Raw genomic sequence first — 20,676 nt, forward strand, 5'->3', positions numbered from 1 at the left:
GCCCGCCCCACCGGAGTGGGACGGGCGTCACGGTCGTGCAGGAGGGATCAGCTCTCGGCGGGAGCCTCGGCCTCGGCCTCCTCGGCCACGACGGGCGCGAGGGACAGCTTGCCGCGGTCGTCGATCTTGGTGATCTGGACGAGCAGCTTCTGGCCGACTCCGAGGACGTCCTCGACGTTCTCGACGCGCTTGCCGCCGGCGAGCTTGCGGACCTCGCTGATGTGCAGCAGTCCGTCCTTGCCGGGGAGGAGCGAGACGAACGCGCCGAAGGTCGCGAGCTTGACGACGGTTCCGAGGAACTGCTCGCCGACCTCGGGGTTGGTCGGGTTCGCGATGGCGTTGACCTGCGCACGCGCGGCCTCGGCCGACGGACCGTCGACGGCCCCGATGTAGACGGTGCCGTCCTCCTCGATGGAGATGTCGGCGCCGGTCTCGTCCTGGATCGCGTTGATCGTCTTGCCCTTGGGGCCGATCAGCTCGCCGATCTTGTCGACGGGGATCTGCACCGAGATCACGCGGGGCGCGGTCGGGGCCATCTCGTCGGGCTGGTCGATGGCCGCCGTGAGCACCGCGAGGATCGTGGTGCGGGCGTCCTTGGCCTGCTTGAGCGCGGCGTCGAGCACCGACGACGGGATGCCGTCGAGCTTGGTGTCGAGCTGGATGGCCGTGACGAACTCGGCGGTTCCGGCGACCTTGAAGTCCATGTCGCCGAGCGCGTCCTCGGCGCCCAGGATGTCGGTCAGCGCCGCGTAGCGGGTCTGGCCGTCGACGACGTCGGACACGAGGCCCATCGCGATGCCCGCGACCGGGGCGCGCAGCGGCACTCCGGCGTTGAGGAGCGACAGGGTCGACGCGCAGACCGAGCCCATCGAGGTCGAGCCGTTGGAGCTCAGCGCCTCGGAGACCTGGCGGATCGCGTAGGGGAACTCCTCGCGGCTCGGCAGCACCGGCACGAGGGCGCGCTCGGCGAGGAAGCCGTGCCCGATCTCGCGACGCTTCGGCGATCCGACGCGGCCGGTCTCACCGGTCGAGTAGGGCGGGAAGTTGTAGTGGTGCAGGTACCGCTTCTTGGTGACGGGCGACAGCGAGTCGATCTGCTGCTCCATCTTGAGCATGTTCAGCGTGGTGACGCCCAGGATCTGGGTCTCGCCGCGCTGGAAGATGGCCGAGCCGTGGACGCGCGGGATGACCTGCACCTCGGCGTCGAGCGGGCGGATGTCGGCGAGGCCGCGTCCGTCGATGCGCACGCCGTCGCGAAGGATGCGGCCGCGGACGACCACCTTCGTGACGGACTTGTACGCCGCTCCGACCTGGTTGTAGGCCTCGGCCGACAGCTGACCCGAGGCGATGCGCTCGGCGATCTGCTCCTTGACGCGCGCCTTGAGGGCGTCGTCGGCGTCCTGCCGCTCGACCTTGTCGGCGATCTGGTACACGCGGACGAGCTCGTCGTAGCTGAGCTCGGCGACGTTGTCGTAGGTCTCCTGCGCGTAGGGCAGGAACACCGGGTAGTCCTTGACCGGCTTCGCGGTCTCGGCGGCGAGCTTCGCCTGCGCCTCGACGAGTGCGCGGAGGAAGGGCTTGGCGGCCTCGAGGCCCTCGGCGACGACGTCCTCGCTGGGCTTGGTCGCACCCGCCTTGATGAGGTTCCAGGAGGACTCCGTGGCCTCGGCCTCGACCATCATGATGGCGACGTCCGAGGAGCCGTCCTCGTTGGTGACGACGCGGCCCGCGACGGTGAGGTCGAAGACGGCGTTCTCCAGCTGGGAGGCCTTGGGGAAGGCGACCCACTGGTCGTTGCCGGAGCCGTCGGACATGAGCGCCAGGCGGACGCCGGCGACCGGGCCGGAGAACGGCAGGCCGGAGATCTGCGTGGACGCGCTCGCGGCGTTGATCGCGAGGGCGTCGTAGAACTCGTCCGGCGCGATGCTGAGGACCGTGATGACGATCTGGACCTCGTTGCGCAGGCCCTCGACGAACGAGGGGCGCAGCGGCCGGTCGATCAGACGGCAGACCAGGATCGCCTCGGTGGAGGGGCGGCCCTCGCGGCGGAAGAACGAGCCGGGGATCTTGCCGGCGGCGTAGGAGCGCTCCTCGACGTCGACGGTCAGCGGGAAGAAGTCGAAGTTGTCCTTCGGGTTCTTCGAGGCCGACGTGGCCGAGAGGAGCATGGTGTCCTCGTCGAGGTAGGCGGCGACGGCGCCCTGAGCCTGCTGCGCGAGGCGGCCGGTCTCGAAGCGGACGGTGCGGGTGCCGTACGAGCCGTTGTCGAGAACGGCTTCGGCGAATGTGATTTCAGGACCTTCCAAGAGGTCTGTCTCCTTAACGTCTGCAGCGGCGCCCCTTCTGGGCGCCGGCGTTCGTCGGAGCAGCGGTCCGGTCAGGAATCGAGACGATCCCACGGCAGGGCTTCGCGCCGTGCCGTCTTGTGGAGGGCGTTCGTGCTGGCCACCAGTAGAAGAGCTCCGGGCTGTCGCGACCTGTGCCGCGAGCGGGACGTGCCGCCTGCGACTCGTGCCGCGGCGGCCCGTGCTCTGTCGCACGCTGCCGCCGTCCGGGACTCCACCACCGAGGACCAGCTTCCTGCCGGCCTGCTCCGTGGCTCGAATCCTGGGTCGACCGGCGGTCGCTTTCGGATTCGGAACCGGTTCATGCTATCAGCCGCGGTGCGGTTCCTCCATGGACCGCGCCGACCCGGCGGGCCCTCCGCCCGTCAGCCCCGCGTCTCGTGCATCAGCAGCTCGACGCGCAGCCCGCCCCTCACCGTCACGATGCGGGCCGGCACGCGGGGCGACCTCCCCGCCTCCGAGAGCCGGGCGAGGGCGGCCTCGACCACGTTCTCGAGACCGCGCGGCACCTGGCCGACGAGCCCCGAGGGGCGCTGGGCCGCGAACAGGCGGACCGGCATCGGAGCGTCCACGCGCTCCTCCTCCGCGGTGCGGCGCGGGATCACGGCCGTGACCTCGTCCTCGCCGAGGGCGAGCACCCGCGCGATCTCGTCCTGGTGCGGCCGGGAGTCGGCGAGGCGGAGGAGGGTGTCACCGCGCCGCGACTTCGGGCGCAGCTCGTAGTCGTAGTCGTCGAGCTTGCCCGAGCCGCGGTCGTCGGAGGGGAGGGGGTTCGCGTCGCCGCGTCCGAACGAGAAGAGCTTCATGCCTCCATTGTCCAGCGCGCGGCCCCTCCCCCGCTCGCGTCAGGCGGTGCGCCGCATCCGGGCGATCGCCGCGAGCACCAGGACGAGCACGACGGCGACGAAGCCGAGCAGGACCGGGACGGCCGGCAGGAGCGCGAGCGCGGCACCGATCGCCAGGACCGGCACCGCGAGGCCGAGGTAGGCGGCGAGGAACACGGCCGCGAGCACCTCGCCTCGGGTCTCGTCGGTGGCGAGCGAGCCGGCGACTCCGAGCGCCAGGCGGAAGAGCAGGCCCACGCCCGCTCCCGCGAGCACCCCGCCGACGATGAAGGCGGACACCGAGACGATCACGGCGCCGGTCGCGACCAGCAGCAGCCCGGCCGTCAGCGCCACGGCCGCGAGGCGGAGCGCCGTCCGCGAGGACAGCCGGATCGAGACCAGCTGCGCGACGGCTCCGGCGGCGAAGACCCCGAAGGAGACCGCGCCCGCCTCGAGGTGGGAGGTCTCGCCGAAGCGCCCGGCGAGGAAGGTCGGCGCCAGCGAGGTGAAGAGGCCGAACACGGCGAACCCGGCGAACGCGCCGACCGCGGCCGAGAGGAAGACGCCGCGGGACGCGGCCGGCACGGCCAGGCGCTGCGGACGGTAGGCCGGGAGGACCTCGCGCCGCTCGACCGTCTCGGGGACGAGCGCGACGCCGATCCCGAGGACGACCAGGAGGACGAGGAACACGGCGTACGGGACGACCAGGGGCTCGCGCACCGTCACGGCGAACACCCCGCCGATGAGCGGTCCGAGCGCCAGCCCGCCCATGTTCACGAGGGCGGAGACGGCGCGGGAGGTGCCGGGGCCCTCCTCCGGGCGGGCGACGGCGCGCAGCTCCGAGAGATGGGCGGTGGCCATCGCGGTGAGCGCGCCGACGCCGAGCCCGGTCAGCAGGCGGGCGAGGATCAGCCCGGGCACGTCCGGCCAGAGCAGGAACACGGCGGCCGCCAGGACCTCGACGAGGATCGACGCGAGCAGGATCCGGCGGCGGCCGAGCCAGTCGCTGACGTGCCCGGCGAGGAAGAGGCTCGCCACGACTCCGACCGCGTACGCGGCGAAGACCACGGTGACGACGAAGGCCGGGAACCCGTCGCGCTGCTGGTAGATCGCGTAGAGCGGTGTCGGCACGGTCGAGAACGCCATCACCGTGAGGAAGGCGACGGCGATCACCCAGAAGCCGTGACGGTGCGGGAGCTCGCGGCGATGGACGGACGGGAGGGAGCGCTCGGTGGTGGTCACGGTGTCCACAGTGCTCCGCCCCATCATCCGTGTCCAACGGAGGATCTCGGTTGGATTGATCGTCTCTGCTGGATAATGGGCGGATGGACGACCGCCAGCTCGCCGCCTTCGTCGCCGTCGCCGAGGAGCTCAGCTTCACCCGGGCGGCCGCGCGCCTGTTCGTCGTGCAGTCGACCCTCTCGGCGAGCATCCGCTCGCTCGAGCAGGAGCTCGGCTCGCCGCTGTTCGCCCGCTCGACCCGGCGGGTGGCGCTCACCGCGGTCGGCGAGGCGCTCCTGCCCTCGGCCCGATCGGCGATCGACAGCCTCGACCGGATGCGCTCGCTCGCGGCCGACGACGCGGCGGGGCTCCGCGGGCGGGTGCGGGTGGGCACCTTCTCCGCCCTCGACCTCGTCGACCTGCCCGGCGCGCTCGGCGTCTTCCGCACTCGGCACCCGCTGGTGGACCTGCTCCTGCGCACCTCGACCACCGGCTCCACCGGTCTCGCCGAGGACCTGCGCCGCGGCCTGCTCGACGCCGCTCTGCTGGCACTGCCGGCGACGCAGCTGCGGGGCCTGGCGGTGACGCGGCTGGTGCGCAGCGACTACGTCCTGCTGGTGGAGAGCGCGCATCCGCTCGCCGCGGCGGGACCGCCCTCCCCGCAGGACCTCGACGGGCTCACCTTCGTGGACACGCCCGCCGGCTTCGGCAACAGGGTCGCCGTCGACCTCGCCTTCCGCGAAGCCGGGGCGTCGCGCCGGGTGGCCACCGAGGTCGCCGATCTGCCGGGGATCCCCCGCTTCGTGCAGGCGGGGCTGGGGCCGGCGATCGTGCCGCGCGCGGGCGTCGAGCCGCTGGAGGGCGTCACGGCCCTCGCGCTCGACTGGCCGGGGCTGGTCTGGGAGCTCTCGGTCTGCACGGCGCCGCGCCCCTCCGCCGCGGTGCAGGCGCTCACGGCCGTGCTGGCGGAGCGGTCGGCCTAGGCCTCAGCCCTCGCGCAGGGGGCCGCGGACGATCGAGTCGCCGGAGTGCTCCGGGTCGTCGTCGAACGGCTCCTGGGAGACGTCCACGAGCGGGTACTCGGCGAGGTCGACGTCATCGGGCACGGCGAAGACGCCGTCGGTCCCGTCGAGCACGCCGAGGCCTACCAGCCCGGAGGCGTCGGCGGCGAGGAGCCAGACCTCCCGGTACGAGTCGTCCGCGCTCTGCGCATCGAGGTGCACGTGCAGGCGGCGGGCGCCGTCGGCGTCCTCCAGCTCCGCGGTTCCGCTCGCTCCCTGCCAGTCGGGGAGAGCGGCGAGATCAGCGCGCGCCACGACGGCGGCGGCGTCGTCGCTCCGCGAGGCCTGCCACCAGGCTCCGCCCGCGACCCCGATGACGAGCGCGCCGAGAGCTGCCAGAACGGCGCTCAGAGCGCGGGGCCGGCGGCGGCGGGCGGGACGGTGCCGTCCCGGGGGAAGGGCGAGCGGAGGCGGCACGGCAGCGGCCGACGACGGCAGGGCGCCGGGCCCGAGGTCGCCGAGGGCGAGCTCCTCGCGGATGCGGTCCCAGACGATCGCGGGCGGCGCCTCCAGCTCGACAGCACGGCTCGCACGGCCCAGGCCCGCGGCGTGGCCGAGCTCGACCAGCTGCCGGGCGCAGTCGGGGCAGTCGCGCAGGTGGGCCTGCTCGGCGTCGCTCGAGTGCTCGCCGAGGGCGAGCAGGGCGAGCTCGTCGGGATCGAGGTGGGTCATGTGCTGGTCACCTCCAGGCGGGAGCGGAGCCGGTCGAGGCTGCGGCGGATGTGGCTCTTGACGGTACCGAGCGGCAGGCCGGTGCGCTCGGCGATCTCGGTGTGGGTGAGGTCCTCGTAGAAGGCGAGGCCGATCACCCGCCGGGGGACGGGATCCAGGCGGGCCAGCTCGTCGGCGATCAGGATCCGCGCCTCGAGGTCGACGGGGGCCTCCCCCTCCTCGACCGGCGTGACGGCGACGAGGGCCTCGGTGAGCCTCCGCTCGCGCGCCCGCGCCTCGTGCGCGTCCGCGATCCTCCTCCGGGAGATCCCGACCAGCCAGGCTCCGAGAGCCGCCCGTCCGGGGTCGAAGCCCGAGCGCGAGGTCCAGGCCGAGACGAACACGCGCTGCACCACGTCCTCCGCGTCGCCGCGGTCGCCGAGCGAGCGCAGCGCCAGCGTGAAGACCAGCGGCGACCAGCGCGAGCAGGCCTCGGCGAGCGCCGCCTCCTCCCCTGCGGCGAAGCGGCGGCCGAGCCGGGCCACGAGAGCGCTGTCGGCCTCGGCGCCGTCGGCGGGCTCGATGGTCTCGATCAGGGGATCCCTCCAGGGCTGCGGGGAGCGCTGCCGCCCGGGGGCGTGCGGCGCTGCGAGGCTCATCGTACGACGCTGAGGCTCGGGCGGGCGGATCAGCCGGCCGGGACGGCCGTGACCACCACGTTGCTGAGGTAGTGGCGGGTGTCGTAGTCGAAGTCGCCGCCGCAGGTGATCAGGACCAGCCGCGGCGGTCCGTCGGCGGCGAACACGGCCGAGAGGTCGACCGTGGTCTTCTCCGTGGTCTCCACCGTCGAGACGGTGTACGCGCGCTCCGAGCCGTCCGCGCCGGTCAGGGTCACGGTCTGGCCCGGGACCGCCTTCTTCAGCTCGACGAACGGCCCGAGGCCGTAGGCGAGGGAGTCGACGTGCGCGGCGATCACGACCGTGCCCTCCGGCTCGTCGAGGCCGGCGCCGAAGCGGTACCAGCCGGCGACCTGCGTGTCGGGCACGAGCTCCATCGTGCCGTCGTCCGCGACTCCGACCGGCTCGACGGCCATGTCGACGGGGAGCCCCTCGACGACGAGCCGCTCGGGAGCGAGCGCGGTGGGGGCGGGGGTCGCGCCGAGCCGGGCGTCCGCCACCGGGACGGACGGCACCGCTTCCGGCGGGGCCGCCGTGGGCGAGGAGGGGACCGTGGCCGGCACCGGCTGCTGGGGCGCCGAGGAGACGGCGGCGGGAGCGGGCTCCACCCGGGACTCCTGCGCCGCGCATCCGGCGAGACCGGCACCGGCCACGATCAGCCCGACCACGGCGAGGACGCGCAGAGGGAAGGGGCTCCGGCTCATGGCGTCCTCCTGGGTCGTGGTCGGGGGTGCCGGGACGGCCGCGCTCCAGCACGGCCGACCCGGCGGTCGGTTCCTCGGGTCAGCGACGCGAGGCGGCGGTGCGGCGGCCGATCAGCACGGCGCCGGCGGCGGCGAGGGCGGCGAGCAGTGCTCCGCCCCACCAGCCCGCGGCGGCGTCGGGGCGGTTGTCCGCGGCGAGGCCGGCCTCACCGGCGGGGACGCCCGACGGCGAGGAGTGCAGTCCGTCGATGGTCTGCGTCGCGAGAGCGAGGTTACCCTTCTCCAGGCTGCCCCAGGCGTAGACGATCGTGTTCACGCCCTCCTGGACCTGCACGTCGGCCGGGCCGATGACCGGCGCGGTGGTCCCGGTCGCGGCGACCACGGTCGAGATCGTGGCCGGGGCGAGGTTCAGCACGCCCTCGTTCGGGTTCGTCACGTTCGTCAGGACGGGCGACCCTCCGGCGAGGATGTCCACGGCCGGAGCGGCGGCGATGTGGCGGACCGTGAGCCGGCCCTCGCCCGCGGCGGTCTTCGAGATGTCGTTGGTGAAGAGGGTCGCGGTGGGGGTGTTGTCGGGCTTGAGGTGCGCCGCGACGGTGTAGCTCTTCCCCGCCTCGAGGCTGATGTCGATCGGGCCGATCACGGGGGCGCTGGCGTCCGCGGCGGTGGAGGCCGTGATGGCGACCTTGTAGGTGCCGGTGGGGAGGTCGAGCGGGCCGGCGAGCGAGCCGGGGGTGAAGTCGTCGAGCGTCAGCTTGCCGTCGACGTAGACGTCGACCGGGGTGTCGGGGACGGCGTGCAGGACCGAGAGGTCGGCCGAGTCGGCGTCGGCGGCGGCGGCGGGCGTGGCGGCGATGCCGACGACGGCCAGGGTTCCGATGCAGGCACCGGCGAGCAGGCTGCGGGAGAAGCGGGAGGTGGTCACGGTGTTCCTCTTTCACGATGGGACCCGCGAGGGGTCGGGGGGTGGTCGAGAAGGGCCTTCACCACTACTTCCGCCCGAGGCGCCTCCTCGGATGCACCCGGTCTGAGATTCCTCGAAAGAATTCCTGCCGGACGCTTCGAGGGCCCCTCGCGGCGCTGGCCCGAGCGCCCGTGCCGGGCTAGCCTCCGACCAGGAGGTGCGGAGGATGGGCAGGCGCGGCGTGGTCCTCCTCCTCGCCGCCGCGGCGCTCACCACGGCGGCGGTCGCGGGCGTGCACGGCTCCCTCGCCCCCCGGGCGCCGGTCGCCGACCAGTCCGCCGCCGCCTCCGACGTCCCCGCCCAGTGCGACGACGCCCGGGAGCTGCTGGCCGCCTCGTCCGCCTTCGAGGGCGGAGCGGGCGTGCCGGCCGGCCACCTCGTGGCCTGCCTCGACGAGGACCACCGGCGCCTCACGATCCACAACCGCACCCCCGTCGTCTGGAGTCTCGGCGACTCCTCGGTGCGGGGCGTGACGAGCGGGACGGACGGAGTGACGGGGCTGCTGAGCCTGCACGCGTCGCAGTCCTCCTCCGGGCTGCTCCTCGCACCCGGATCGGCGGCCTCGGTCTCGGCCGGCGACGGGAGGATCCGACCGCGGCCCGACGAGCCCTCGACCCGGCTGCAGCTCGCGCTCACCGCGGTGGTCGCGGCTCAGGATCAGGCGATCGGCCCCTCCGCCGGTCCCGACAGCATCATCCGCGGCGCCGCGCTCACCTGCGCGGTCGTGGTCGCGGAGTCGGACACCGGCTGGCGGGTGACCTCGCCGCGGGCTCTCGCCGCGGCGGCCGAGGACCCGGTGTGCGCGCGCGACTGGGCCCGCGCCCAGCGCAGCGCGGCGGCCTGGCGGATCGCCCTGCCCGGGCTCGTCGACGCCGTGGAGGCTCCCGGCCGCCCCGAGGAGGACACGGCGCTCCAGCGGGCCGCGGCCGACTGGTTCTCGGCCTCGAGCGGCTACTCGTGGGGCGGAGTCGACCGCCCCGCTCCCCTGCCCTGACCGGCGCCGCGCGCCTCGTCCGCCCGGGAACGCGGAACGGGCCGCCCTCCGCGAGGAGGACGGCCCGTTCGGCAAGAAGTTCGCGGTGTCATCGAGACCGCGCCCTGCTCCAGGAGGAGCTAGCGGCGCAGACCGAGACGCTCGATCAGCGAGCGGTAGCGGTTGATGTCCACATCCGACAGGTAGCCGAGGAGTCGACGACGCTGACCCACGAGCAGCAGCAGACCACGACGCGAGTGGTGGTCGTGCTTGTGCTCCTTGAGGTGCTCGGTGAGGTCCTTGATCCGCTTGGTCAGGACGGCCACCTGCACCTCGGGGGATCCGGTGTCACCGGGGTGGGTCGCGTACTCTTCGATGATCGCCTTCTTGACATCTGCTTCGAGTGCCATATATGGGATCCCCTCTCTCTCGTTGCGCGGTGCCCGGCGCCTGATGCGTGGGCTCTCTTGATCCGCGGCCGTCGAACGGCAACCGGACGACTCTACCAGAGGGAGGGCGGCATCAGGAGCCGGTGGCCCGGTTCCAGAGCACGACGAGCCACGGCGAGACCAGCAGCTGCCAGTAGACGAGCACGAGGACGTTGAGGACCACGCCGATCCAGCCGGCGATCGGCGGGCGCTTCTCGCGACGCCGGGCGCGGAGGGTGGAGACGGCGAGCAGGATCCCGGCGAGCAGGACCGCGTGCACGAGCGCGGTGTAGAGCACGCCGACCAGCAGGTCGCTGACGGCCTGGTCGCCCGGGTAGGCGCCGAGCGAGATCAGGGCGTACCAGACGAAGAACGACAGCGGGACGGCGAGGACGGCCAGGAGGACCGAGACGATCCCGGCTCCGTAGCGGCGGAGGAATCCGCGGGCTCCCGGGGCCGTGGCACCGGTCCGAGCGGCTCCGGCGCGGACGCCGCCCGTGGAGCTGCGCCGACCGCCCGTGGCGGCCGCCGCGCGACGCGCGCCCGCCTCGGCGGCGGTGCGGATCGAGCGTCGCGAGGGGGCGGCTCCGGCTGCTCGCGGGGCAGGAGGACCCTGACGCCCGGGCGCGCCGTCGGATGACGTGCTCATGCCTCTCACCCTAGGGGATGACCCCTGAGCCCCCGGATCGGCGCGACGCGGCCCGCCGGGGCGGCGGAGTCAGCAGAATGGAGCGAGTGAGCCAGACCCCCCGCGCCCCCCGGCGCAGCCACGTCCTCGACGTCTCCCCCCTCCGCGAGTCCCCGGCCTTCGCCCGGCTCTGGGCCGGCAACGTGATCTCGGGCATCGGCGGCCAGATGACGATCGTCGCGGTCGGCCTGCACATCTACGAGCTCACCGGATCGACCCTCGCGGTCGCGCTGGTCGGCGTGGTGGCGCTGGTCCCGACCGTGATCGCCGGCCTCTACGGCGGGATGCTCGCCGACGCGTTCGACCGCCGCCTGGTGCTCCTGCTCGCCGCGGTCGTGGCCTGGGGCTCGACCGCGGGGATCGCGGCCCTCGCCTGGCTCGGCGCCGAGACCCCGCTCTCCCTCTACGCGCTCACCGCCGTGAACGCGGTGGCGACGACGGTGATCGTGACCACCCGGATGACGCTGGCTCCGCGGCTGCTCCGCACCGAGCTGGTCCCCGCCGCCGCCGCGCTGGGCGGCATCGCGAGCGGAGTCGAGGTGACCGTGGGGCCCGCCCTCGCCGGCGTGCTGGTCGCCTCCTCCGGCTTCGCGATCACGTACACGATCGACGTCGTGCTGTTCCTCGCCGCGTTCCTCGGCATCGCGGGGCTGCCGGCGCTCGTGCCCGAGGGCGAGCGGCAGCGGCCGGGGCTGGAGTCCCTCCGCTACGGCCTGGGCTTCCTGAAGGGCGCCCCGAACATCCGGATGTCCTTCCTGGTCGACATCGTGGCCATGACCTTCGGACAGCCGCGCGTGGTCTTCCCGGCGGCCGCCGCCGTGCTGCTCGGCGGAGGCGCGGTGACGGTGGGCGCCCTCACGGCCGCGTTCGCGATCGGGGCGCTGATCAGCGGCGTCTTCTCCGGCCGGCTCACCGGGGTCCGCCGACAGGGCCTCGCGATCGGCCGCTCGATCCAGGTGTACGGAGCGTTCGTGGTCGCGTTCGGCGCGGTCCTGCTCGGTGCCGCATTCGTGCAGCACGACGCGTCGGCGCCGAACGCGGTGCTCATCGCGCTGGCGGCGGTCGCCCTGGCCGGCGCGGGCGCCTCCGACAACGTCAGCTCGATCTTCCGGCAGACGATGCTGCAGACCGCGGTCCCCGACAACATGCGGGGTCGGCTCCAGGGCGTGTTCATCGTCGTGGTGACGGGCGGCCCGCGGGTCGGCGACCTCTACACGGGACTGCTCGCCTCGCTCGCGCTGCTCTGGCTGCCGCCGCTCGCGGGCGGGCTCGCGATCATCGCGATCCTCGCCGCGGTGCTGCGACTCCGACTGGGGTTCCGTGGGTACGACGCCCTGCACCCGACGGCCTGAGCGGAGGGGCGTCTCCCTCGAGCCGGATGGGACAGCGCGCCCGCCCGCTCGGCTCAGGCCGGCGGACGGGCGCGCCGGAGATCAGTCGCCGGAGGCCGCGTCGGCGCCGCCGCCGTCGGTCAGCCGGTCGTCCGAGACCAGTCCGCTGCCGTCGTCGCGGCCCTCGACCCGCACCGGGCGGTAGACGTGGAAGCCGTCGTCGTCGGGCTCCAGCTCCCAGACCACCTCGACCTCCTCGCCGTCGATGTCGGCCAGGCGGGTGAAGGAGCGCTGCGGGGAGCCGTCGATCATCTCGAGGCGGATGCTCTCCTGCTCCGCTCCGCTGTCGAGGATGGCGGTGTACGTCGATTCGGTGTCCATGCCTCGACGCTAGACACGCGCGGTGAGGCGTCGCCACCCCTTGCGGCGGCGCACGGTCCGCGTAGCGTCGGCACCATGACCGACACCGACATCACTCCCGCCGACTCCGACGACCGCGAGCAGATCACCGAGATGGTGAAGAGCGCCGGGATCGGGCTCCTCACCACCGTCAACGCCACCGGGCAGCTCGTCAGCCGTCCGCTCAAGGCCCAGGACATCGACTTCGACGGCGAGCTGTGGTTCTTCACGCAGGACCCGTCGCCCAAGGTCGACGACATCCGCGCGAACCCGAGCGTCAACGTCGCGTTCGAGTCGAAGAAGGGCTACCTGTCGGTGGCCGGCTCGGCGACTGTCGTGCACGACCCGGCGAAGGTGGACGAGCTGTGGTCCCCGGCCGTCGCCGGCTGGTTCCCCGACGGCAAGGACGACCCGACCGTCGCGCTGATCCGCGTCGAGGCCGAGACCGTCGAGCTGTGGGCGACCGACGAGCCCCGTCCGGTCGTGCTGTTCAAGGTCCTCAAGGCCGCCGTCACCGGCGGACAGCCCGACATCGGCGAGAACCGCACCGTCTCCTTCGAGTGATCCCTCCCCCCGGGGCGCCGCCGGGGCGCGGCGCCTCGCGGGGAAAGGCGTCAGGCGCCGCCGAAGCGCTCGGTGCGGACGCGCTCGGGCGCGTGGCCCTGCTCGACCAGGGCGGTGGCGACGGCCTCGACGAACGAGGTCGGGCCGCACACGTAGACGGTCGGCTCGAGCGAGGCCGGCAGAGCCGCCTCGGCGAGCAGCTCCGGAGTGACGCGGCCGGCCGGACGTGCCGCTCCCGCCGGCGCCACCCGGGTGAAGACGTGGTCCACCGCGACTCCGCCCGTCGCGGCCGGCCGCTCGGCGAGCGCCGCCAGCTCCTCGCGGTAGTAGGCGAAGACGGGCGAGCGGACCGAGTAGAGCAGCTGCATCCGCGCCGCGCTCCCGGACCGGGCGTGCTCGCGCGCCATCGCCATCAGCGGCACCACGCCGCTCCCGCCCGCGATCAGCTGCACCGGCTCCGCCTGCTCGGGGCGCCAGACGAACCAGCCGCCGATCGGACCGCGGATCTCGAGCCGGTCGCCCGCTTCGAGTCCGTCGACCAGGTACGGGGAGACCTCCCCGTCGTCCAGCCGCTCGACCGCGAGCTCGACCCGCTCCCCGTCGGCCGGGGCGCCGATCGAGTAGGAGCGGCTCGCCTGGTAGCCGTCGGGCGCGGTGAGGCGCACGTCGAGGTGCTGCCCCGCCAGGTGGCCCGGCCACCCGGGCACGCGGAGTACCAGGAGGCGCGACGTGGGCGTGAGCGGCGCGACCGTCTCGGCTACCGCCTCCGTCCACATCACCAGTAGCGCTCCTCTTTCCAGGGGTCCCCGTGCATGTGGTAGCCGTTCTGCTCCCAGAAGCCTGGCTCGTCGCCGGGCATCAGGCGGAGCGTCCGCACCCACTTCGCGCTCTTCCAGAAGTAGAGGTGCGGCACCAGGAGCCGGGCGGGGCCGCCGTGCTCGGCCGCGAGGGGCTTCCCCTCGAACTCGGTGACGACCCAGGCCCTCCCGCCTCGGATCTCGGCGAGCGGGAGGTTCGTCGTGTAGCCGCCGAAGCTCTGCGCCATGACGAAGCCGGCGTCCGTCTGCAGGCCCTCCAGCAGAGTGTCGACCGAGACGCCGCGCCAGCTGGTGCCGAGCTTCGACCACCGGGTCACGCAGTGGATGTCGGTGTGGACGTCCTCGTGCGGGAGCGCGTCGAACTCCGCCCGGTTCCAGCGGCGGACGCCCGCGGGGCCGCCGTCGATGGAGAAGGCCCACTCGTGGATGTTCGGGGTGGGCCCGATCGAGAGGACCGGGAAGCCGTTCTCGAGGTGCTGGCCCGGCGGGAGGTCCGGGTCCGCCTCCCTCTTGCCGAAGAAGCCCCGCGTGATGATGCCCATGTCCGCCCTCGTCGTCCTCGGGGCCTGGCCCCGGATCGCTGGAAACCGCTCGTCGCGCTCACGCTACCGCTCGGCGCTACCGCATGCGGGCCCGCCGGGCGAGCCCGGGACCGTGTCGGACGTCGGTGCCAGGATCGGGGCATGAGACGAACCGTCGTGCCGCCGTACCTCCTCGTCCGCATCGCCCGCCTCGACGATCCGGCCTTCGCCCGGGCCGCGCGGGCCGCGAGCCGCTCGCTCGAGCAGGACGTGCCGTTCCGGCGCGTCCGGCCCGGAGAGCCCGCGCCCGACCGCGGGGCGCCGACCGCCGCCGCGACGTCCTCGCCGCGCACCCGCGTGCAGTCGCTCCAGCGCACCATCGCGGACGCGCGGACCGAGGAGACCCTGCCCGGCACGGTCGTCCGCCGCGAGGGCGAGGCGGCCACGGGGGACGCGGCCGTCGACGAGGCGTACGACGGCCTCGGCGCGATGTCGGCCTTCCTGCAGGGTGCGTACGGCCGCGACTCGATCGACGACGCCTGGCTGCCGCTCGACGCGACCGTGCACTTCGGCGACGACTACGACAACGCCTTCTGGGACGGCTCGCGGATGGTCTTCGGCGACGGGGACGGCCAGGTGTTCCGCCGCTTCACCGTGTCGCAGAGCGTGATCGGCCACGAGCTCGCCCACGGCATCACCGAGTACACGGCGAACCTCGTCTACCGCGGCCAGTCCGGAGCGCTCAACGAGTCGGTCTCGGACGTGTTCGGAGCCCTGCTGGAGCAGTACGGCGCGGGCCAGAGCGCCGATGAGGCGAGCTGGCTGATCGGCGAGGGGCTCTTCACCGACGAGGTGCAGGGCACGGCCCTGCGGTCGATGATCGCCCCCGGCACCGCGTACGACGACGACGTCCTCGGCTCCGACCCGCAGCCGGGCTCGATGGCCGACTACGTCGAGACCGACGACGACAACGGCGGAGTGCACATCAACTCGGGGATTCCCAACCGCGCGTTCGCCGTGGCGGCGACGACCCTCGGCGGGAAGGCGTGGGAGCGCGCAGGGCAGGTCTGGTACGACGTGCTGACCGGGGGCGTCCTCACCGCGACGGCCGACTTCGAGGCGTTCGCGGCGCTCACCGTGCAGGCCGCCGCCGAGCGCTACGGATCCGGCTCCGAGGTCGAAGCCGCCGTGCGCACCGGCTGGACGACGGTCGGCGTGACGCTGTCCGCCTGAGCCGGTCCGATCGAGGGCGGAGGCGGGTAGCATCGCGCGCATGGACGTCATCGTGTCGCGCAGCGGCGGAGTCGCCGGCCTCCGCCGGGTGTGGCGGGTCGACGTCGAGCAGCAGCCCGACGAGGGCGCGTGGCGCGACCTGCTCGGCTCGCTCCCCTGGGACGCCGCCGACGGCGAGTCCCCCGGCCGGGCCGACCGCTTCGTCTACGAGATCCGCGTGCAGACGCACCACGTCCGCCTCGGCGAGACCGAGCTCGACGGAGCCTGGCGCGAGCTGGTCGACCGCGTGAAGAAGGCGCAGCCCCGTTAGGAGCTGCGCCTTCGTCGTGTGCTCGGAGCTACTTGGTGCCGAGCAGGTCGATCACGAAGATCAGGGTCTTGCCGGAGAGCGGGTGCCCTCCACCGGCCGGGCCGTACGCCAGCGCGGGCGGGCAGATCAGCTTGCGGCGGCCGCCGACCTTCATCCCCGGGATGCCCTGCTGCCAGGCGCGGATGAGGTTGTTGAGGGGGAAGTTGATCGACTGGTCGCGGCTCCAGGAGGAGTCGAACTCCTCGCCGGTGTCGTACTCGACGCCGAGGTAGTGGACCTCGACGGTCGAGCCGGGCTGCGCCTCGGCGCCGTTGCCGACGACGATGTCCTCGACGACGAGGGTGTCGGGGGCCGGGCCCTCAGGGGCGTCGACCTCGGGCTTGGTCAGGTTCTCGCTGCTCATGCCTCGATCCTACGGCGCTCGGGAGCGGAGTCTGGGAGCGGGCTGCGAGCACTCACTCCACGAGCGTGAGGCGCTGCGTCGGCCGGGTCATCGCGACGTAGAGCGATGCGGCGCCGCGCTCGCCGGTCTGCGCGATGAGGCGAGGGCGGGCGATGATCACGGAGTCGAACTCGAGCCCCTTGGCGTCGTTCGTCGACAGCACGGCGATCGCGCGGTCGAGCCCGGTCGCTCCGCGGCCCACCTCCCGGCCGAACCGCTCCTCGAGGCGCTCGGCGACCGCGGCGAGGTCGTCGTCGGGCGCGATGACCGCGAGCGTCCCCTCCGCCTCGATCGCCCGGTCCTCGACGACGGCCGCCAGCACGCGCTCCGAGAGGCTCGCGTCGCCGCGATCGCGGATCGTCCGCACCGGCCACTCGGTGGAGCGCACGGCCTCCCCCGGCGTGATCTCCAGCCCGTTCTCGCGCGCCGTCCGCTCGGCGAAGGCGACGATCTGCGCGGGCGTGCGGTAGTTGACCGTCAGCTCCTCCAGGCGCCACGGCGCCGCCTCCACTCCCCGGCCCTGGCGGCCGAAGGTGTCGCGGAGCGCGGCGTCCCAGCTCGAGGCGGCGGAGGCGCCGGACGCCTGCGCGACGTCGCCCACGATCGTGAACGAGCGCATCGGGCAGCGGCGCAGCAGCACCCGCCACTGCATCGGCGAGAGCTCCTGCGCCTCGTCGACCACGACGTGCCCGTAGGTCCAGGTGCGGTCGGCCGCGGCCCGCTCGGCGGTGGTGCCGAGCACCGAGCGCTCGGCGAAGCCGGCCGCGAGGTCCTTGGCGTTGACGAGGCCGTCGACGCCCATGTTGCGGATGGCGGCCTCCGCGTTCTCGACGTCGCGCTTGCGCTGCTCCTTCTCGGCCTTCTTCGAGGCGTCGGCGTGGTCGTCGTAGGCGCCGAGCAGCTCCGCGGCCTCGTCGAGCAGCGGTACGTCGGAGACCGTGAACGGAGCGTCGCGGTCTCGGCGGAGGAGGGAGCGCTGCGCGGCGGTCCAGCGCGGCGTGAGGGTCGCGAACCAGTTCGGACGGGCGTAGAGGTCCTGCAGCAGCTTCTCGGGGGTCAGCGGGATCCACGCGGTGTTGAGAGCGACGCGGACGTCGTGGGCGGTCCGCACGTCCTCGCGCAGCACCGCCTCGTCGGCCTCGTCGACCGTGCTGCCGTGGCTCCGCAGCTGATCGGCGAGCTGGCGGGTGAGCTGCGAGAGCAGCGTCTTGACGAAGGAGACGCGCGCCTCGTTGTGCGGCTTGCGGGTGTCGCGCGCCCGGGTGATCGCGCGCTCCACGTCCTGCGGCTCCAGACGGAGCTTCTCGCCGTTGACGTCGAGCACCTGGGTCTCGGCCGGGACGGTCTGGCGGGAGCGGACCGCGCGCTTGAGCAGCTCCGCCATCCGCGCCGAGCCCTTCACGCGGGCGACCGCGGGCACGTCCTCCTCGACGAGGTCGAGGCCCGGGTAGAGCTGGCCGAGCGTCGAGAGGACGACGCCCGTCTCGCCGAGCGAGGGCAGCACCGCCTCGATGTAGCGGAGGAAGGACCGCGAGGGGCCGACCACGAGCACGCCGGAGGAGGCGATGCGGTCTCGGTAGGAGTAGAGGAGGTAGGCGGCCCGGTGCAGGGCGACCGCGGTCTTGCCGGTGCCCGGCCCGCCCTGCACGACGAGCACGCCGCGCAGCTCGGACCGGATGATGCGGTCCTGCTCGCTCTGGATGGTCGCGACGATGTCGTGCATCCGGCCGGTGCGCTGCGCGCCGAGAGCCGCCATGAGCGCGCCCTCGCCCTGCAGCACGGTGCCCTCGCGCAGCAGCTCCTCGTCGAAGACCTCGTCCTCGAAGCGGAGGACCTCGCGGCCCCGAGTGGTGAGGTGGCGCCGGGCGCGCGTCCCCATCGGCCGGGCGGCGGTGGCCTGGTAGAACGCGGCCGACTGCGGGGCGCGCCAGTCGAGCAGCAGCGTGTCCTGCTCCTCGTCGCGCAGGCCGATCCGGCCGATGTAGCGGTGCTCGGCGTCGGCGTCCGCGAGCGTCAGCCGGCCGAAGGCGAGCCGGTCGTCGGCGCCGGTGAGCGAGCGGATGCGGTCCTCGTAGAGCCGCGCGTACGCGTCGCGCTCGGAGCGGCTCTGGTGGTTGCCGCCGACGCTCTCGATGCGGACGGTGTCCAGAGCCTCGCGGGCCTGGGCGATCAGCTCGTCGAGGCGGGCGTAGAGCGCCGCCACGTAGTCGCGCTCCCGAGAGAGCTCGGTGGCCTGCACAGTGCTGCCGTCCGTCATCGTCCGCCTTCCGAGGGTCCGCCGCCGCGGGCCGGGAGGCGCGGGATGCGCTCCGGGGGCCGCGGGAAAACAGGCGGTCCAGTCTACCGAGCGATCCGAAGCGGCCCGTCCCGACAGCGGGATCCGGATGCCTCTTGCGCTCGGCGCCGCGGAGGAGCATCCTCTCTCTCACGAAGAGCTCGACGCCCCGTCCGAGCAGCCGGCCCTGCCGCTGCCGCAGGGCGTCGAGCTCTTTCTCGCGGGTGCCCGTCCTCCGTCCGGTCATCGACCGGGAAGAGAACCGGACGGCCCCGCGTTGCACGCCCCATGGCCACTCCGAGCAGCAGCGTCACCGCCCCCTCCCGCGCCTCGATCGACCTCACGGAGTCGGCACGCGCCGGCTGGGAGTCGTGGCTCGCCCGACGCGTCGAGCGCGTCACCGGACCCCGGGGCGATCTCGCCCTCGTCGAGACGCGCTGGCTCGAGCCCGGCGAGAGCGCCGACGACGAGCAGGCGCTGGCCGGCTACGGCCCCTCGGCGACCCTGACGCGGATGCGCCGCGAGAACCTCGACACCGGCGAGCCCGAGTACGGCTACCGCGTCTGGGACGCGGCCTCCGACGGCATCCGCTCCTTCGACGCCATCGAGACCTTCCCGTTCGACGCCGCCTGGGTGCTCGAGGCGTGGTTCGAGCCGGTCGCCGAGGATCGCACGGTCCCGTTCGAGCACCTGCGCGACAACGGCGCCACCCGCGAGCTCGTCGTGCCCGGCGACATCACCTTCTCGCTCGTGGACGACGGGCGCGCCCGCGAGTACACGGTCGCGGCGTTCGACGACGGCGGCACGCTCCTCGTCCCGTTCGGCGACCCGACCAACCGCAGCGACGACCCGGAGCTCGCGAGCTACCCCGTCGGCCGCTTCCTCGTCGTGCAGCGGATCGGCGGCGCGGCCGACGCGGGCACCCCCGGTCCGGTGCTCCTGGACTTCAACCGGGCGTACATCCCGCCGTGCGGCTTCTCGCCCCACTACAACTGCCCGCTGCCGCCCGCGCAGAACCGGCTCGGCGTGCCCGTGACGGCCGGCGAGCGCCGCGTGCGCAGCGCCTCCGCCTAGCGCGCCGGGGCTGAGCGGGGGCGGCCCCGGCTCAGCGGGTGAGCACCGCCCGGCGGGCGACGAGCTCGTCGAGCAGGACCTGCTCGTCGCCCGCTCCGGTGCGTCCGCCGCGGCCCAGCAGCAGGTGCTGCCGGTGGTGCGCGAGCCTCGTCGCCGAGCGGAGGAAGTCCCGCATCGCCCGCGGCCGGTCCCCTCCCGCGCTCCGGGCCCAGCGGGCGGCGGTGCGGCGCCCCTCCGCGGTGCCGATCATCCGCACCTCGGCCGGCGAGAGCCAGCCGGCGACGGCGTAGTCGTCGAGCCGCTGGAGCGTCACGCGCCGCTCCTGCCGGCGCAGCAGCACCACGACGACCACGGCCACCGCGAACAGCGGCACCTGGACCACGCCGTAGAAGCCGAACCAGTCGGACACCAGGAACGACGAGCCGTTCCAGAGCGCGTGCAGGAACGCGGCGAGCGCCAGCCCGAGCAGGGCGATGGGCAGCCGCGCGACGGCGGGCCGGTTCGAGGCGAAGCCGAGGGCCGCGCCCGTGCAGGCGGTGAAGAGCACGTGCGCGAAGGGCGAGAGCACCCCGCGGAGGAAGAAGGTCACGGCGAGCGAGCCGAGACCGCCCTCCACGAGCGCGCTGCCGAAGTAGAGGATGTTCTCGACGAAGGCGAACCCGGAGGCGACGACGGCCGCGTAGACGATGCCGTCGACGGGTCCGTCGAAGGTCCGGCGCCAGATCAGCAGGACGAGCAGGACGCCGATCCCCTTGGCCGTCTCCTCGACCAGCGGCGCCTGGATCACGGCGCCGACGAAGTCGGATCCGCTCGGCTGCTGCCCGGACGCGTAGACGGCGATCTGCACGCCGAGGTCGACCAGGAGCGCGATCGCGACGGACCCGGCCGCGCCCCAGAGGAACGCGAACCACAGGCCCAGCGCGGGCTCCGGCTCCCACCGGTCGACCCATCGGACGCCCAGCAGGACCACGGTCAGCGGGACGAGGGCGATGACCGCGCAGATCCCCGCGGCGCTGACGCCGAGTCCGAGGACCACGTAGGCGAGCACGAGCAGCAGCAGGATCCCGAGGAGCGCCACGCCGATCGAGCCGAGCACGGTCGGCACGACGGAGGGGCGGGCGGTGGCGGGCGGTGCGGGCGGCGGATAGGCGCTCATGGGGCCGACAGTAGGGC

The 20,676-nt window shown here is 73.7% G+C and carries 22 protein-coding genes; 7 read left to right on the forward strand and 15 right to left on the reverse strand.

The genetic code is table 11. The features are described 5' to 3' along the window. Nucleotides 1-47: 47 nt before the first annotated feature. The 3 genes from C5C69_RS02245 to C5C69_RS02255 form a co-directional block, all read right to left on the reverse strand. Nucleotides 48-2,306: a polyribonucleotide nucleotidyltransferase gene (locus tag C5C69_RS02245; protein ID WP_104226293.1), complete on the reverse strand. Its 2,259-nt coding sequence runs from the start codon at nt 2,304-2,306 to the stop codon at nt 48-50. A gap of 404 nt (nt 2,307-2,710) precedes the next feature. Then, a complete protein-coding gene (locus tag C5C69_RS02250) occupies nt 2,711-3,151 on the reverse strand; it encodes a hypothetical protein (protein ID WP_104233257.1) in 441 nt (146 codons plus the stop codon). Between the two features lie 39 nt (nt 3,152-3,190). Beyond that, a complete protein-coding gene (locus C5C69_RS02255) occupies nt 3,191-4,411 on the reverse strand; it encodes an MFS transporter (protein ID WP_258065253.1) in 1,221 nt (406 codons plus the stop codon). A gap of 83 nt (nt 4,412-4,494) precedes the next feature. Between C5C69_RS02255 and C5C69_RS02260 the strand changes: the two genes are divergently transcribed. Beyond that, nucleotides 4,495-5,373, forward strand: a complete 879-nt coding sequence (locus C5C69_RS02260; protein ID WP_104233255.1) for a LysR family transcriptional regulator — start codon at nt 4,495-4,497, stop codon at nt 5,371-5,373. Between the two features lie 3 nt (nt 5,374-5,376). Here C5C69_RS02260 and C5C69_RS02265 read toward each other — a convergent pair whose 3' ends face one another. From C5C69_RS02265 to C5C69_RS02280, 4 genes are all read right to left on the reverse strand, one after another. After that, complete coding sequence (locus C5C69_RS02265; protein ID WP_104257221.1) at nt 5,377-6,123, reverse strand: anti-sigma factor; 747 nt, start codon at nt 6,121-6,123, stop codon at nt 5,377-5,379. After that, nucleotides 6,120-6,761: an RNA polymerase sigma factor gene (locus C5C69_RS02270; protein ID WP_104257222.1), complete on the reverse strand. Its 642-nt coding sequence runs from the start codon at nt 6,759-6,761 to the stop codon at nt 6,120-6,122. The genes C5C69_RS02265 and C5C69_RS02270 overlap by 4 nt, the downstream gene beginning before the upstream one ends. Nucleotides 6,762-6,790: 29 nt before the next feature. Beyond that, complete coding sequence (locus C5C69_RS02275; RefSeq protein ID WP_104257223.1) at nt 6,791-7,483, reverse strand: class F sortase; 693 nt, start codon at nt 7,481-7,483, stop codon at nt 6,791-6,793. 79 nt (nt 7,484-7,562) lie between these two features. Then, nucleotides 7,563-8,408: a DUF4397 domain-containing protein gene (locus C5C69_RS02280; protein WP_104224813.1), complete on the reverse strand. Its 846-nt coding sequence runs from the start codon at nt 8,406-8,408 to the stop codon at nt 7,563-7,565. A 205-nt stretch (nt 8,409-8,613) separates the two neighbouring features. Between C5C69_RS02280 and C5C69_RS02285 the strand changes: the two genes are divergently transcribed. Next, entirely contained in the window at nt 8,614-9,441 is an 828-nt protein-coding gene (locus C5C69_RS02285) for a hypothetical protein (RefSeq protein WP_104257224.1), read from the forward strand. Nucleotides 9,442-9,560: 119 nt separating this feature from the next. Here the strand turns inward: C5C69_RS02285 and rpsO are convergent, their stop codons facing one another. Beyond that, nucleotides 9,561-9,830, reverse strand: a complete 270-nt coding sequence (gene rpsO / locus C5C69_RS02290) for a 30S ribosomal protein S15 (RefSeq protein ID WP_068252328.1) — start codon at nt 9,828-9,830, stop codon at nt 9,561-9,563. A gap of 112 nt (nt 9,831-9,942) precedes the next feature. Further along, a complete protein-coding gene (locus C5C69_RS02295) occupies nt 9,943-10,497 on the reverse strand; it encodes a hypothetical protein (protein ID WP_104257225.1) in 555 nt (184 codons plus the stop codon). A gap of 86 nt (nt 10,498-10,583) precedes the next feature. On the opposite strand from C5C69_RS02295, the gene C5C69_RS02300 reads away from it, so the two are divergent. Beyond that, nucleotides 10,584-11,888, forward strand: coding sequence for an MFS transporter (locus C5C69_RS02300; protein ID WP_258065255.1), 1,305 nt, complete (start codon nt 10,584-10,586; stop codon nt 11,886-11,888). Between the two features lie 81 nt (nt 11,889-11,969). On the opposite strand, the gene C5C69_RS02305 is transcribed toward C5C69_RS02300, so the two are convergent. Further along, on the reverse strand, nt 11,970-12,248 hold the full coding sequence (locus tag C5C69_RS02305; protein WP_104257227.1) for a hypothetical protein: 279 nt from the start codon (nt 12,246-12,248) through the stop codon (nt 11,970-11,972). A 75-nt stretch (nt 12,249-12,323) separates the two neighbouring features. Between C5C69_RS02305 and C5C69_RS02310 the strand changes: the two genes are divergently transcribed. Further along, nucleotides 12,324-12,830: a pyridoxamine 5'-phosphate oxidase family protein gene (locus tag C5C69_RS02310; RefSeq protein ID WP_104224818.1), complete on the forward strand. Its 507-nt coding sequence runs from the start codon at nt 12,324-12,326 to the stop codon at nt 12,828-12,830. Nucleotides 12,831-12,880: 50 nt separating this feature from the next. On the opposite strand, the gene C5C69_RS02315 is transcribed toward C5C69_RS02310, so the two are convergent. Continuing rightward, a complete protein-coding gene (locus C5C69_RS02315) occupies nt 12,881-13,606 on the reverse strand; it encodes a ferredoxin reductase (protein ID WP_104257228.1) in 726 nt (241 codons plus the stop codon). Then, nucleotides 13,606-14,190 carry a molybdopterin-dependent oxidoreductase gene (locus tag C5C69_RS02320; protein ID WP_104257229.1) on the reverse strand — a complete coding sequence of 195 codons (585 nt, stop codon included), beginning with the start codon at nt 14,188-14,190 and terminating at the stop codon, nt 13,606-13,608. The genes C5C69_RS02315 and C5C69_RS02320 overlap by 1 nt, the downstream gene beginning before the upstream one ends. A gap of 141 nt (nt 14,191-14,331) precedes the next feature. Between C5C69_RS02320 and C5C69_RS02325 the strand changes: the two genes are divergently transcribed. After that, nucleotides 14,332-15,402: a M4 family metallopeptidase gene (locus C5C69_RS02325; RefSeq protein ID WP_104257230.1), complete on the forward strand. Its 1,071-nt coding sequence runs from the start codon at nt 14,332-14,334 to the stop codon at nt 15,400-15,402. Nucleotides 15,403-15,442: 40 nt separating this feature from the next. Then, nucleotides 15,443-15,712 (forward strand): protealysin inhibitor emfourin, encoded by a 270-nt coding sequence (locus tag C5C69_RS02330; protein WP_104226281.1) that lies wholly within the window; start codon nt 15,443-15,445, stop codon nt 15,710-15,712. A 28-nt stretch (nt 15,713-15,740) separates the two neighbouring features. Here C5C69_RS02330 and C5C69_RS02335 read toward each other — a convergent pair whose 3' ends face one another. Together C5C69_RS02335 and C5C69_RS02340 are read right to left on the reverse strand one after the other, a co-directional pair. Next, the gene (locus tag C5C69_RS02335; RefSeq protein ID WP_104257231.1) at nt 15,741-16,115 is read right to left on the reverse strand and encodes an FKBP-type peptidyl-prolyl cis-trans isomerase; all 375 of its coding nucleotides are present in this window, start codon (nt 16,113-16,115) and stop codon (nt 15,741-15,743) included. 52 nt (nt 16,116-16,167) lie between these two features. Beyond that, nucleotides 16,168-18,411: a UvrD-helicase domain-containing protein gene (locus C5C69_RS02340; RefSeq protein ID WP_104257232.1), complete on the reverse strand. Its 2,244-nt coding sequence runs from the start codon at nt 18,409-18,411 to the stop codon at nt 16,168-16,170. Between the two features lie 306 nt (nt 18,412-18,717). Between C5C69_RS02340 and C5C69_RS02345 the strand changes: the two genes are divergently transcribed. Then, the gene (locus C5C69_RS02345; protein WP_104257233.1) at nt 18,718-19,503 is read left to right on the forward strand and encodes a DUF1684 domain-containing protein; all 786 of its coding nucleotides are present in this window, start codon (nt 18,718-18,720) and stop codon (nt 19,501-19,503) included. A 31-nt stretch (nt 19,504-19,534) separates the two neighbouring features. Here the strand turns inward: C5C69_RS02345 and C5C69_RS02350 are convergent, their stop codons facing one another. Further along, complete coding sequence (locus C5C69_RS02350; RefSeq protein ID WP_104257234.1) at nt 19,535-20,659, reverse strand: PrsW family intramembrane metalloprotease; 1,125 nt, start codon at nt 20,657-20,659, stop codon at nt 19,535-19,537. Nucleotides 20,660-20,676: the final 17 nt, after the last annotated feature.

It is taken from the genome of Rathayibacter sp. AY1C7 (assembly GCF_002931865.1).
In the GTDB taxonomy this organism is placed as follows: domain Bacteria; phylum Actinomycetota; class Actinomycetes; order Actinomycetales; family Microbacteriaceae; genus Rathayibacter.

What these genes read in the sequence shown, in the direction of transcription:
- C5C69_RS02250 (WP_104233257.1), bottom strand. Translation starts at nt 3,151, where the DNA reads ATGAAGCTCTTCTCGTTCGGACGCGGCGACGCGAACCCCCTCCCCTCC.
- C5C69_RS02260 (WP_104233255.1), top strand. Translation starts at nt 4,495, where the DNA reads ATGGACGACCGCCAGCTCGCCGCCTTCGTCGCCGTCGCCGAGGAGCTC.
- C5C69_RS02265 (WP_104257221.1), bottom strand. Translation starts at nt 6,123, where the DNA reads ATGACCCACCTCGATCCCGACGAGCTCGCCCTGCTCGCCCTCGGCGAG.
- C5C69_RS02270 (WP_104257222.1), bottom strand. Translation starts at nt 6,761, where the DNA reads ATGAGCCTCGCAGCGCCGCACGCCCCCGGGCGGCAGCGCTCCCCGCAG.
- C5C69_RS02275 (WP_104257223.1), bottom strand. Translation starts at nt 7,483, where the DNA reads ATGAGCCGGAGCCCCTTCCCTCTGCGCGTCCTCGCCGTGGTCGGGCTG.
- C5C69_RS02285 (WP_104257224.1), top strand. Translation starts at nt 8,614, where the DNA reads ATGGGCAGGCGCGGCGTGGTCCTCCTCCTCGCCGCCGCGGCGCTCACC.
- rpsO (WP_068252328.1), bottom strand. Translation starts at nt 9,830, where the DNA reads ATGGCACTCGAAGCAGATGTCAAGAAGGCGATCATCGAAGAGTACGCG.
- C5C69_RS02295 (WP_104257225.1), bottom strand. Translation starts at nt 10,497, where the DNA reads ATGAGCACGTCATCCGACGGCGCGCCCGGGCGTCAGGGTCCTCCTGCC.
- C5C69_RS02305 (WP_104257227.1), bottom strand. Translation starts at nt 12,248, where the DNA reads ATGGACACCGAATCGACGTACACCGCCATCCTCGACAGCGGAGCGGAG.
- C5C69_RS02310 (WP_104224818.1), top strand. Translation starts at nt 12,324, where the DNA reads ATGACCGACACCGACATCACTCCCGCCGACTCCGACGACCGCGAGCAG.
- C5C69_RS02315 (WP_104257228.1), bottom strand. Translation starts at nt 13,606, where the DNA reads ATGTGGACGGAGGCGGTAGCCGAGACGGTCGCGCCGCTCACGCCCACG.
- C5C69_RS02320 (WP_104257229.1), bottom strand. Translation starts at nt 14,190, where the DNA reads ATGGGCATCATCACGCGGGGCTTCTTCGGCAAGAGGGAGGCGGACCCG.
- C5C69_RS02325 (WP_104257230.1), top strand. Translation starts at nt 14,332, where the DNA reads ATGAGACGAACCGTCGTGCCGCCGTACCTCCTCGTCCGCATCGCCCGC.
- C5C69_RS02330 (WP_104226281.1), top strand. Translation starts at nt 15,443, where the DNA reads ATGGACGTCATCGTGTCGCGCAGCGGCGGAGTCGCCGGCCTCCGCCGG.
- C5C69_RS02335 (WP_104257231.1), bottom strand. Translation starts at nt 16,115, where the DNA reads ATGAGCAGCGAGAACCTGACCAAGCCCGAGGTCGACGCCCCTGAGGGC.
- C5C69_RS02340 (WP_104257232.1), bottom strand. Translation starts at nt 18,411, where the DNA reads ATGACGGACGGCAGCACTGTGCAGGCCACCGAGCTCTCTCGGGAGCGC.
- C5C69_RS02345 (WP_104257233.1), top strand. Translation starts at nt 18,718, where the DNA reads ATGGCCACTCCGAGCAGCAGCGTCACCGCCCCCTCCCGCGCCTCGATC.
- C5C69_RS02350 (WP_104257234.1), bottom strand. Translation starts at nt 20,659, where the DNA reads ATGAGCGCCTATCCGCCGCCCGCACCGCCCGCCACCGCCCGCCCCTCC.